This is a genomic window from Roseateles sp. (genome assembly GCF_031397715.1).
Taxonomy (GTDB): domain Bacteria; phylum Pseudomonadota; class Gammaproteobacteria; order Burkholderiales; family Burkholderiaceae_C; genus Paucibacter_A.
Genome location: NZ_JANNMI010000093.1, coordinates 1 through 10,472 on the forward strand (window position 1 = coordinate 1; position 10,472 = coordinate 10,472).

Here is a 10,472-nt window from a genome sequence, read left to right on the forward strand (position 1 = left end):
TGCCGGACAGCTTGCCGTACATGCGGAAGAAGTTTTGGAAGGAGATCGAGGCAAGCGTTTGGTTCTCGCTCTGAATAGCCACGCCTTCTTTGGCCTCAACGGCCTGATGCAAGCCATCGCTCCAGCGGCGGCCTGTCATCAAACGGCCTGTGAATTCATCAACGATGATGACCTCACCGTTTTGAACCACGTAATGCTGGTCGCGGTGGTAAATGTGGGTGGCTCGCAACGCCGCATACAAATGATGCATCAGCGTGATGTTGCCGGCGTCATAGAGGCTGGCGCCTTCGACCAACAGGCCGGCCTCGCCCAGCAGTCGCTCGGCGTTCTCATGCCCGTCTTCGGTCAAATAGACTTGGTGAGACTTTTCATCGACGGTGAAGTCACCCGGCTCAATGACGCCCTCGCCGGTGCGGAGATCCAACTCGCCGATCTGCTTCTTCAAGCCAGGAGCGACCTTGTTGATGGCCAGATAGACATCGGTCTGGTCATCGGCTTGGCCGGAAATAATCAGCGGTGTGCGGGCTTCGTCGATCAAGATCGAGTCAACCTCGTCGACGATGGCAAAGGCAAGCGGCCGCTGAACGCGATCAGATACATCCTGCACCATGTTGTCGCGCAGGTAATCAAAGCCATACTCATTATTGGTGCCGTAAGTGACGTCGGCAGCGTAGGCGGCCTGCTTCTCTTCACGCGACATCTGCGCCAGGTTGACGCCGACCGTCAAGCCCAAGAAGTTGTAAAGCCGCGCCATCCACTCGGCGTCGCGCTTGGCCAAGTAATCATTGACGGTCACCAGGTGCACGCCCTTGCCGGTCAAGGCATTCAGGTAGACGGCCAGCGTGCCCATCAAGGTCTTGCCCTCGCCGGTGCCCATTTCGGCCACCTTGCCGGCGTTCAGTACCATGCCGCCAATCAACTGCACGTCAAAATGGCGCATCTTGAGTGCCCGCTTGCCGCCTTCGCGGACCACGGCAAATGCCTCCGGCAGCAAAGCGTCAAGCGTCTCGCCGTTGGCAAGCCGCAGTTTGAACTCTTCGGTCTTGGCCTTCAGCGCGGCATCATCGAGCTGCTCGAACTGCGGCTCAAGTGCATTGATTTGCTGAACGATGCGGCGGTAACCTTTAAGCAAGCGCTCGTTACGGCTACCGAAAATCTGGGTGAGAAGCTTGGGCAACATGCAGCGTAATAGTTGAATCGTAAGTTCGGGGAGCTGCTTGGCGGCTCCCTTGGGCTAGGCTGTCGCTGCCGGCAAACCTCTTGGTTTTCCGCGAGCTAGGCCCCTGAATTCTTCTTGATACTTGGTCTATATGAGGCGCACTCGGCGCACTGCAATGGCACAGGCCGAATGTCACGCCAAACTGCCAAGCGCAAAAACTCCAGCAGTTTAGCACCCGGCACAAGTCACCCAGAATCTGCCAAGCCGCCCGCATACACTGAGGGTATGCGCCCGCCCTTTCGCCCCAGAATCAGATGCCACAAGGGCCAGCAAGTCCCAGAACCCTTGTCCATTTCCAGAGCCTTGCAGCAGCATGTCGGTTTGGCTCGGCTGAGCCTATTGATGCGCGAATCGAATCAGCGGCTGGAGTTGATCAAACATTGCCTGCCCGGCGCGCTGACACGATTTGTGCAGGCCGGCCCGGTAGACGAGGAAGGCTGGACCTTGCTTGCCGCCAACGCCGCCGTAGCCGCCAAATTGCGCCACCTGCAACCTCGGCTGCAAATACTGTTGGAAGAGGCCGGGCTTCAGCCCTTCAAGGTTAGAGTCAAAGTGCGGCAGTAAATGCTTACCTGCGCACCTTCACCATTTTTTATGAGATTGCTGCACTGCTGCACGCGCCGACAAGCCCACTTCTGACCGCCCAAAAAAAATACCGCTAAAAGCGGTATTTTTAGTTTGTGCTCTTCACACATGTACTTCTACTTTGGTGCCGACTATCGGATTCGAACTGATGACCTACCGCTTACAAGGCGGTTGCTCTACCAACTGAGCTAAGCCGGCGAAAGATCATGAGTATAAGCTGAAATTCTCGGCCCTGTCTACTACTTTATACGCTTCAACGACGGTCGCCCCGAACTCGGGGGCGTCGCATCGGGATCATCGTCATCGACCTGGGTCGCCGAATGAGAAACGTCGGCGAGCGCAGGCTTGGCCTCAGGAGGCACAGATTCCTGAACCGGCGCCAACTTCACCGAACGCAAAGGCGCCGCTGCAGGGCGACTCTGTGCGCTTGGCTGCGCGGGACTCGCTGCTGCAGCATCCACCGGCTCCATCGCGGTTTGCACATCGGGCGCAGGGAAGGCCATGCCTTGCCCGTTTTCACGCGCATAGATGGCCACCACATGATCAATCGGCACAATGATCTCGCGCGCCGTGCCGCCGAACCTGGCCTTGAACTGAATGAACTCATTGCCAAGCTCAAGACTGCTGGTTGCATCAAAGCCGACATTGAGTACGATTTCGTTATTGCTGACGTACTCCATCGGCACTTGCACGAATCTATCCACTTGCACCGCGATATAGGGTGTAAAGCCGTTGTCGGTACACCAATCATGCAGGGCCCGAATCAAGTAAGGCCGGGTCGAAGCACTGCCCGACCCGCCGTTCTGACTGCTTTGTTCCATATGCCGATCGCTTATTTGCGCATGACTTTCTCGGACGGCGTCAACGCCTCGATGTAGGCGGGGCGCGAGAAGATCCGTTCTGCATATTTCAACAATGGCAAGGCGTTCTTTGACATATCGATGCCGTAGTAATCCAGACGCCAAAGCAGCGGCGCAATCGCCACGTCCAGCATCGAGAAATCATCGCCAAGCATGTACTTGTTCTTCAAGAAGATGGGCGCCAGTTGCGTTAACCGATCGCGGATTTGCGAGCGCGCCTTCTCCAATTGCTTGTCAGCTGCCTTGGCAGTCTGACTGCGGCCTTCCATCACATTGACATGCGCGAACAGCTCCTTCTCGAAATTCAGCAGGAACAGGCGCACGCGAGCGCGCGCCACCGGGTCGCCGGGCATCAATTGAGGGTGCGGGAAGCGCTCGTCGATGTACTCGTTGATGATGTGCGATTCATACAAAATCAAATCGCGCTCAACCAGAATCGGTACTTCGTTGTAGGGGTTCATCAAGGCAATGTCTTCGGGCTTGGCGAACAAGTCCACATCGCGAATTTCAAAGTCCATACCCTTTTCGAACAGCACGAAGCGGCAGCGATGCGAGTAAGGGCAGGTGGTTCCAGAATAAAGCACCATCATGGCGGCAGGCTCCCAAAGGGTCAGGTAAAAAGGTTGCGGCCGCTCTCAGCGATTCCGCGCAAAACGCAAACGCAGTGGGAGCTTATACAAGCTTCCCACTGCGCTTTCGGCCAGGCAAAGCCCAGGCGCTATCGACTACTTCACGTCTTTCCAATACGCGGCATTCAGGCGCCAAGTGAACACGGTGAACACCAGCAAGAACAAGAGCACCATCACGCCAAGGCGGAAGCGTTGCGTCTGAGCCGGCTCGCCCATCCACTGCAAATAAGCGACCAAATCGGCCACCGTATTGTCATATTGGGCGCTCGTCATCGCGCCCGCCGTCAACTGCTCATAGCCTTTGAAGACATGAATCTTCTTAGCTTGGTCATGCGGATCGGACTCCTCGGCAAATTTTGCAGCGCGTGTGCCCTGCAATTCCCACAACACATGCGGCATCGCCACGCTTGGGAAGGCCAAGTTATTCCAGCCGGTGGCCTTGGTGTCATCGGCGTAGTAATTGCGCAAGTAGGTGTAGAGATAGTCCGCGCCGGAACCCTTGGCACCGTCGGCGCGCGAGCGTGCAATCACGGTCAAATCCGGTGGCGCGGCGCCAAACCAGTCTTTGGCCTGGCGTGGATCCATGGCAACCTTCATCGTCTCACCCACCTTGTCGGTGGCAAACATCAGGTTGTTTTTGATCTGCAACTCGGTCAAACCGATATCGCGCATGCGGTTGTAGCGCATGAAGGCAGCCGAATGACAATTCAGGCAGTAATTGACAAAGAGCTTGGCGCCGTTTTGCAGCGATGCCATGTCTTGCATCTTCTCTTTTGGGAACTTGTCCCATTCAATGCCGCCCGCCGCGGCAAAGGCACCTGACACCAGGCCAAAGCAGGTCAACAAGGTTGCGATGAGTTTTTTCATTCTTTGGACTCCGTGGCTCAGTGGGCGTGGAAGGTCACACGATCGGGCACCTGCTTCGGCGTGCCAAGCTGGCTCCACCAAGGCATCAGCAAGAAGAAGCCAAAGTAGTACAAGGTGCCGATCTGCGCCACCAAGGTCCCCATATCGGTGGGTGGCTGAATACCCAGATAACCCAGCACCAGGAAGAGCACCACGAACACAGCGTACACATACTTGTGCCAATCTGGGCGATAGCGGATCGACTTGACCGGGCTGTGATCCAACCAGGGCAGCACGAACAGAATCACGACTGCACCGCCCATCACCACCACGCCCCAGAACTTCGCGTCGAAGGTCTTCAGCAGCGCAGCTGCGACCACGGCAGCGACCAGCAGCACCACTTTGGCCTTGCCCGAGAAACTGCCCTTCAAGACCGCCAAGATCGCCGACAAACCAATAATGCCAACCAGCACATTGATCAGCGTGTCATTCGTGGCGCGCAACATCGAGTAGAAAGGCGTGAAATACCAGACCGGAGCGATGTGAGCTGGCGTCTTCAGCGGATCGGCCGGGATGAAATTGTTGTACTCCAAGAAGTAGCCGCCCATCTCGGGTGCGAAGAACACGATCGACGTGAATACGATCAAGAACAGGCTCAAGGCATAGATGTCATGGACGCTGTAATAGGGATGGAAAGGAATGCCATCCAACGGGTGACCATCGGCATCTTTCGGCGCCTTGGGGCCCTTGATTTCGACGCCGTCCGGATTGTTCGAACCCACTTCATGCAGAGCAATGATGTGGGCGACCACCAAGCCAAGCAGCACCAAGGGCACTGCAATCACGTGAAAGGCAAAAAAGCGGTTCAGCGTCGCATCACCAACCACAAAGTCACCGCGAATCAGCAACGCCAGGTCCTCGCCAATGAAAGGCACGGCGGCAAACAGGTTCACGATCACTTGGGCACCCCAGTAAGACATCTGACCCCAAGGCAGCAGATAACCCATAAAGGCTTCGGCCATCAGGCACAAGAAGATGCCGCAACCGAAAATCCACACCAGCTCACGCGGCTTGCGATAGGAGCCATAAATCAGGCCCCGATACATATGCAGATAAACAATGATGAAAAACGCCGACGCACCGGTGGAGTGCATATAGCGGATCAGCCAACCCCAAGGCACATCACGCATGATGTACTCGACCGATGCAAACGCCTGCGCCGCGTCGGGCTTGTAATGCATCACCAGGAAAATACCTGAGACGATTTGAATTACCAGCACCACCAAGGCCAGCGAGCCGAAGATGTAGAACCAGTTGAAATTCTTGGGCGCGTAGTACTCAGACAAATGCTCTTTGTACAGCTTGCTCGCAGGGAAGCGGTTGTCCACCCAAGTCAGGAACTGCTCACCCTTCGGTGCGCCGGCGGGAGCTTCTTTGAATTCAGCCATGTTGACCTCTGTCCTTTAGCCTAATTCGGCGATTAAGCCTGCTTGTCTTCACCAATGACGATTTTGGTGTCAGACAAGTACATATGGGGAGGCACTTCGAGGTTATCGGGCGCCGGCTTGTTCTTGAACACGCGACCTGCGAGGTCGAAGGTTGAGCCGTGACAGGGGCACAAAAAGCCGCCGCGCCAGTCATCCGGCAGCGATGCCTGAGGACCTGTCGTGAACTTCTCGCTGGGCGAGCAGCCCAGGTGCGAACAAATACCCACCGCCACCATGAATTCGGGCTTGATCGAACGCGCTTCGTTGCGCGCGTACTCAGGGGTTGGATAAGCGGTACGCCTGGACTGTGGATCCGCCAGTTCGGCGTCATGCCCACTCAACGCAGCCAGCTGCTCGGGCGTTCTGCGCACGATCCAGACGGGTTTGCCGCGCCATTCAACGGTCAATTTCTCACCCGGCTTAATGGTGCTGATATCCACTTCCACTGCCGCACCAGCGGCTCTGGCACGCTCTGATGGAGCGAAAGAACTTACGAAAGGTACGGCGACGGCCACACCGCCAACGGCGCCGGCGCAACTGGTGGCTATGAGCCAAGTACGCTTACCGTGGTCCACTTGCTGGTCACTCATGGGCATCCTCAAACGAGACTTCACTTCTGATCGGGGTCAACCCGGGATTCTAGCGGACGGCACCGCGTGTTCGGAGCGCCTTCAGTGCATCGATGTATTTTCACACGACAATGTTCGCACTTAACGCACTCAATTCAGTCTCATCATGCTGCCTGGGACAAGCTATCGACTGGATGTACGTTCAATTACTTATCGGCCCTAGGGCCTTAATCGGAGCAATTTATGGGCATGTTGTCAGAATTTAAAGAATTTGCCGTCAAGGGCAACGTGATCGACTTAGCCGTCGGCGTGATCATCGGCGGCGCATTTGGCAAAATTGTCGATTCCGTCGTCAAGGATCTGATCATGCCCGTCATCGGCCGCGCAGTGGGTGGCCTGGACTTCTCCAATTACTTCATCACGCTAGGCAGCGTGCCGGCCGATTACAAGGGTCCCGCCACTTACGAAGCACTCAGCAAAGCCGGCGTGCCCTTGTTCGCCTATGGAAGCTTCCTAACCGTGCTGCTGAACTTCATCATTTTGGCCTTTATCATTTTCTTGATGATTAGGCAGATCAATCGCCTCAAGCGCGCTGAGCCGGCGGCACCAGCCGAGGCCGCCGCAACGCCCGAAGACATCGTCTTGTTGCGCGAAATTCGTGACGCTTTGAAGCGCTGAATTGCTCACCCACTTGTAAGCAAAAGCTTCAGCTCAATGGGGCGTTAGCTAGTTGGCAATCAGGGCCTGCTCGGCGGCAAATGCTGACATTGGCGGCCCCGTTTTGGCCGGATACTTGACGCTGTGTAGACTGTGGCAATCTTGCTATAGACATGCTGCATATGCTGTCACCCGCGCCCAATGAATTCGCCCGACCTCAGTCAACTGAACCCTCATTTGGAAGCCGCCGTCCAGCGCATTCGGACGGCCGGCGACCAAGCAGCCGAGCGCTGTGCGGAAGGGTTGGGGCTTTCCGCACTATCAGCCGGCCAAATCAAGCGCCGCGACGCGCTGCTGTCGGCCCAGTTTCTATTCCGCAAACAGCAGGCGCTGTTTGGCCAACAGTTCTACTTGGCCTTGCGCACGCAACTCAACCAAGAGCAAGGCAGCCGCGCTGCCAACAAGCCAAACACCAAGAAGGCATGGGGCGAGCTATCGCTGATGAACGACGACCAGGTCGACGCTTTGGTCGTCGGCGACCGCATCGGCCTGGCCATTGGTCATCAAAGTGAATGGGAGCTGCGCGAGGTTGAGTCCTATATGGCCGGCGTCAGCAGCGCCGACCGCAATCCGCTGCGCCCCGAATTGATCGGCCAGGCACTCTTGGCCGCTGTGCATGCCGTCACCGAAGAGGAAGACGCCCGCCAGATCCTGATCGACGAATTGACGCGTGCTTTGGCTCAGGAGATGCGAACTTGCTACGCCGACATCGCCGAGCTGTTTCGCCACCGCGGCCTGCGCCCGCAGGATTTGCGCGTCAAGGCGGTGGAGTCAAGCCCGTCCACACGCGCACAGACATTCGCTGGCCATAGCCAGGCAGGGCGTCTTGATGAAGGCGGCCACCCGGGCGCGCGGTTTGGCAGTTCGGGCCATGGCGGCGGCGGATTTGGTGGCGGTGGCAGCAATCGCGGCGCCGGCTCTTTAGGCCCGACACGTGGCGACTACAGCGGCGCTAGCCAATCAGGTTTTTCGGCCCAGAACAGCGGCGGCCTGGGTACGGTCGATGCGCAGCTGATGGATCTGCTGCGCCGTCTTGCGCATGTGCCGCCCGGTCCACCGGGCATACCAGGCGCTTGGGACGCCGCAAGCACCCGGCCGGCCGATATGGGCCACACGCCTGGCGCCGGTCTGCCCTCACACAGCCAATGGAGCGAAGATCTCAACGCCGCAGGCTGGCAAGGTGCTGCGCCGCCCAATCTGATCCATTTGCACCGCGAAGAATTGCGCCAAGCGGCCACCGGTCGACTTGACCATATGGTCATTGACGTGGTCAGCAGCCTGTTCGACCAAGTGCTGTCCGACCCCAAGGTCCCGCCCCAGATGGCGCGTCTGCTGGCCAGCTTGCAGTTGCCGGTGCTGCGCGCAGCGCTGGGTGACCCTTCCTTCTTTTCATCCCGGCGCCATCCGGTGCGCCGCTTCATCAACCGCATGGCCTCGCTGGCCTGCGCCTTTGACAACTTCAGCGAAGACCCGGGGTTGGCCTTTCTAAGCCATGTGCAGGAGTTGGTTCAAGACGTCGCCAACGGCGACTTCGACCGCATGGATGTTTACGAGCGCAAGCTGGACGCACTCGAGCAATTCATCGCCGAACAAATAGGCAAGGTGCTGACCGAACAAGGCGGCGCCGCCAGCTTGCTGGCCCGCAAGGAAGTTGAGTTACGCCTGCAACAGCGCTACTCGCAGCAGTTGCAGACCGCGCTAGTGGCGGTGCCCATGCCCGCCTTCATACGGGACTTTCTATCGCAAGCCTGGAGCTTTGCAATCGTCCTGGTCAGCCGCGACGCAAGCAGCACGCCGGAGCACACCCAGCGCATTCGCCAGTTTGGCCGTGATCTGGTGATGAGCGTGCAGCCCAAGTCCGGCACGGCCCAGCGCCAGGTTTTTCTGGGGCAATTGCCCAAACTGATGCAGACCCTCACCGAAGGGCTGGACTTGATTGCCTGGCCGGAGGCGCAGCGCAAGGCCTTTTTCGGCCAACTGCTGCCCGCCCATGCGGAATCGCTGAAAGGCCAGGCGCTGAGTGCGCTGGAGGCCAATTTGCTCGCCAAGCAACTCGACGGCGTGTTCGGCTGCAGCCCGCCGGCCGAGCAAGACTTGGGGCCGGACAGCGGCGCCGGCTTGCCGCAAGACGTGGACATGGGCGCCCGCCTGAGCGCCGCCGAGGCCAAGTCGCTGGGCCTGCTGAATGAGGCCGGCGTGGACTGGTCGGGGCAGATCGACATCGACCTTTCGGCCGACGCGCCCCTGCAGGCCGTGGATATCAGCATCGAAGGCCTGCCCGCTTCCACCGACGCACCGGAACCCAGTGACGGCGAATTGCTGATCGACCACCTGCAACTTGGCTTTGCCTATCAGATGCATACAGGCGAAAGCTGGCACAAGGTCAGGCTGGCTCATATCAGCGCGGGCCGCAGCTTCTTCATCTTCACGCAAGGCGCCAAGCATCAAGAAACGGTGACGATGACGGCGCGCATGCTCAAGCGCCTGTGCGAGGCCAAACGGCTGCGCGCGTTTGAAAATGCCTACCTGATGGAGCGTGCGATCTCCCGTGCACGTAAGCAGTTAGCCACGATCAAGATCTGAGCCCGGCGCTCAGACCAACATCCGAGCGGCCTGCGCCAGGGCCGCCTTCAAGCTGGAAGGGTCGGCCAGGCCGCTGCCGGCCAAATCGAACGCGGTGCCGTGATCCGGGCTGGTGCGCACAAAGGGCAGCCCCAAGGTCACATTGACGCCCTGCTCCACGCCCAAGTATTTGACCGGGATCAGCCCGTGATCATGGGTCATCGCCACCACCACATCAAACTCACCCGGATGGCCGGCCGCATCGCGCGCCCGCATGAACACGGTGTCGGGCGCATAAGGGCCGCTGGCGTTGATGCCCTCGGCGCGCGCCTGCGCAATGGCCGGCGCTATGTGGCGCACTTCTTCATCGCCAAACAGCCCGCCCTCGCCGGCATGCGGGTTCAAACCCGCCACCGCGATGCGCGGCGCGGTGATGCCAAAACTCAACATCGCCCGCTGCGCGATTCGCAGCGTCTCCAGCACACGTTCAACGCTGATCAAGTCGATCGCCTGCCGCAGCGAGCAGTGAATCGTCACCAACACGACACGCAACTCCTCGTTGGCCAGCATCATGCGCACCGGCACCACATCGCCGCCCCTGGCCGCCAGCGCTTGCAGCATCTCGGTGTGGCCCGGGTAGCCAATGCCGGCCGCATGCAAGGCCTCTTTGTGAATCGGGGCGGTCACCACGGCATCGGCCTGCCCTGCTTGAATTGCCTGCACCGCCGCCTCAATGCAAAGCGCGGCCGCGGCACCGGCCAGGGCATCAATGTGACCCATCGGGCAGTCCAGCAGGCCGGCTGGCATTCCAGCGGGCTGCCACACGGCCACGCAGCCCGGCGGCAAGGTTTCAATTTCGTCCAAGCCAGTCAAGCTCAGCAGCGGCCGTTTGACGCCGGCCCATGCCATCGCCCGCCGCATCACCGCCACATCTCCGACCACACACAGAGTCGCCGCCAGAGCCGGCTCCGGTGTGGCCATGGCCTTGGCGACGATTT

General features: G+C 58.9%; 9 protein-coding genes, 1 tRNA gene and 1 pseudogene. 3 read left to right on the top strand and 8 right to left on the bottom strand.

The window, feature by feature from the left end:
- Positions 1-1,180 (bottom strand): annotated as a pseudogene (gene secA / locus RMO57_RS04070) (preprotein translocase subunit SecA); the annotation flags it as partial.
- Positions 1,181-1,504: 324 nt separating this feature from the next.
- On the opposite strand from secA, the gene RMO57_RS04075 reads away from it, so the two are divergent.
- Positions 1,505-1,783, top strand: a complete 279-nt coding sequence (locus RMO57_RS04075) for a hypothetical protein (RefSeq protein ID WP_310384473.1) — start codon at positions 1,505-1,507, stop codon at positions 1,781-1,783.
- Positions 1,784-1,926: 143 nt separating this feature from the next.
- Here the strand turns inward: RMO57_RS04075 and RMO57_RS04080 are convergent.
- The 6 genes from RMO57_RS04080 to petA form a co-directional block, all read right to left on the bottom strand.
- Positions 1,927-2,002, bottom strand: a tRNA-Thr gene (locus tag RMO57_RS04080).
- A gap of 41 nt (positions 2,003-2,043) precedes the next feature.
- Entirely contained in the window at positions 2,044-2,625 is a 582-nt protein-coding gene (locus RMO57_RS04085) for a ClpXP protease specificity-enhancing factor (RefSeq protein WP_310384474.1), read from the bottom strand.
- A gap of 11 nt (positions 2,626-2,636) precedes the next feature.
- Positions 2,637-3,254 carry a glutathione S-transferase N-terminal domain-containing protein gene (locus RMO57_RS04090; protein ID WP_310384475.1) on the bottom strand — a complete coding sequence of 206 codons (618 nt, stop codon included), beginning with the start codon at positions 3,252-3,254 and terminating at the stop codon, positions 2,637-2,639.
- A 135-nt stretch (positions 3,255-3,389) separates the two neighbouring features.
- A complete protein-coding gene (locus RMO57_RS04095; RefSeq protein ID WP_310384476.1) occupies positions 3,390-4,160 on the bottom strand; it encodes a cytochrome c1 in 771 nt (256 codons plus the stop codon).
- 17 nt (positions 4,161-4,177) lie between these two features.
- On the bottom strand, positions 4,178-5,587 hold the full coding sequence (locus RMO57_RS04100) for a cytochrome bc complex cytochrome b subunit (RefSeq protein WP_310384477.1): 1,410 nt from the start codon (positions 5,585-5,587) through the stop codon (positions 4,178-4,180).
- A gap of 32 nt (positions 5,588-5,619) precedes the next feature.
- Positions 5,620-6,216 (bottom strand): ubiquinol-cytochrome c reductase iron-sulfur subunit, encoded by a 597-nt coding sequence (petA, locus tag RMO57_RS04105; protein ID WP_310384479.1) that lies wholly within the window; start codon positions 6,214-6,216, stop codon positions 5,620-5,622.
- Between the two features lie 222 nt (positions 6,217-6,438).
- Between petA and mscL the strand changes: the two genes are divergently transcribed.
- Both mscL and RMO57_RS04115 read left to right on the top strand, forming a co-directional pair.
- Positions 6,439-6,873, top strand: coding sequence for a large conductance mechanosensitive channel protein MscL (gene mscL / locus RMO57_RS04110; protein WP_310384481.1), 435 nt, complete (start codon positions 6,439-6,441; stop codon positions 6,871-6,873).
- A gap of 180 nt (positions 6,874-7,053) precedes the next feature.
- Positions 7,054-9,495: a DUF1631 family protein gene (locus RMO57_RS04115; RefSeq protein WP_310384483.1), complete on the top strand. Its 2,442-nt coding sequence runs from the start codon at positions 7,054-7,056 to the stop codon at positions 9,493-9,495.
- Between the two features lie 9 nt (positions 9,496-9,504).
- Here RMO57_RS04115 and pdxA read toward each other — a convergent pair whose 3' ends face one another.
- Positions 9,505-10,455, bottom strand: a complete 951-nt coding sequence (pdxA, locus tag RMO57_RS04120; RefSeq protein ID WP_310384485.1) for a 4-hydroxythreonine-4-phosphate dehydrogenase PdxA — start codon at positions 10,453-10,455, stop codon at positions 9,505-9,507.
- Between the last annotated feature and the right edge of the window lie 17 nt (positions 10,456-10,472).

Coding starts and splice junctions, on each gene's coding strand:
- RMO57_RS04085 (WP_310384474.1), bottom strand. CDS start 2,625: ATGGAACAAAGCAGTCAGAACGGCGGGTCGGGCAGTGCTTCGACCCGG.
- RMO57_RS04090 (WP_310384475.1), bottom strand. CDS start 3,254: ATGATGGTGCTTTATTCTGGAACCACCTGCCCTTACTCGCATCGCTGC.
- RMO57_RS04095 (WP_310384476.1), bottom strand. CDS start 4,160: ATGAAAAAACTCATCGCAACCTTGTTGACCTGCTTTGGCCTGGTGTCA.
- RMO57_RS04100 (WP_310384477.1), bottom strand. CDS start 5,587: ATGGCTGAATTCAAAGAAGCTCCCGCCGGCGCACCGAAGGGTGAGCAG.
- petA (WP_310384479.1), bottom strand. CDS start 6,216: ATGAGTGACCAGCAAGTGGACCACGGTAAGCGTACTTGGCTCATAGCC.
- mscL (WP_310384481.1), top strand. CDS start 6,439: ATGGGCATGTTGTCAGAATTTAAAGAATTTGCCGTCAAGGGCAACGTG.
- RMO57_RS04115 (WP_310384483.1), top strand. CDS start 7,054: ATGAATTCGCCCGACCTCAGTCAACTGAACCCTCATTTGGAAGCCGCC.
- pdxA (WP_310384485.1), bottom strand. CDS start 10,455: ATGGCCACACCGGAGCCGGCTCTGGCGGCGACTCTGTGTGTGGTCGGA.